Annotated in this window: 1 protein-coding gene; it reads left to right on the top strand. The window is 47.7% G+C overall.

All coding sequences use genetic code 11. The annotated features are described in order from the left end of the window. Positions 1-665 (top strand): chitin-binding domain-containing protein (locus tag EK369_RS22880; protein WP_206198155.1); only part of this gene is annotated, 665 nt, incomplete at its 5' end. Between the last annotated feature and the right edge of the window lie 110 nt (positions 666-775).

The raw sequence follows: 775 nt of genomic DNA, 5'->3' as shown, positions 1-775 counted from the left end.
GGTTCTACCAACACACAACCATGAATTTTCTGTTAGGGTCCTTTATCATCGCGGTGTCAGTCCTTGTTGTGTGCAAGGCCCAATACTACCAACAACAACACCAACAGCAACTTCAGCAGAATGATCCTGACCGTGAAGACTCTCAGTTCGCTTACAGCGCCCCTAGGACACCCTCGCCCCAAATAATATCTCACAAACAGGCACTGAACCACGATGGTAACTTTAAGTACGCGTTTGCCGCCGAAAATGGCCTTGCCCAGGGCGAATCCATAGCCCCCGATGGCACCAGAACAGGTGGATATACCTACGTGGACCCCAATGGTAAAAAAATATCCGTAAAATACACAGCAGGAAGGGATGGTTTTAAAATCTTGGAGGGCGACCATATCCCAAAAGCACCCCCTCACGCCCTAATTGCCGAACAGTCGCGAAGAGCCCAAACCCAAGAACCCAGTTATTACAGACCAGCTCCTGTGCAACAGTACGTGTCTGCTCAGCCCAAAGCTCAATTTGCCCCCCAACAACCGCGGGCGGCTTACACTCAAGTACGACCCGCTTTCACCCCTTCGAATGAACTCGAACAGCAAAGGGACCTGGATTATCAGGACGAACCTGGCAAACCGCATTCGTTTGGGAGCGGATACGTTTTCGAATTTACCGGTTGAATAACTCCTGTTTTCTATTTCCTTTTTTTTTTTATAAGTAGGCACTACAGTTAGCAGCTTTTTTGTTTGTTTGTTTGTTTGATTTCTGTTAGTTGCGTAATAGGTTTGGT

The sequence above is a fragment of the Shimia sediminis genome, assembly GCF_003990645.1.
In the GTDB taxonomy this organism is placed as follows: Bacteria; Pseudomonadota; Alphaproteobacteria; order Rhodobacterales; family Rhodobacteraceae; genus Shimia; species Shimia sediminis.
This window is presented reverse-complemented; position numbering and strand designations above follow the sequence as displayed.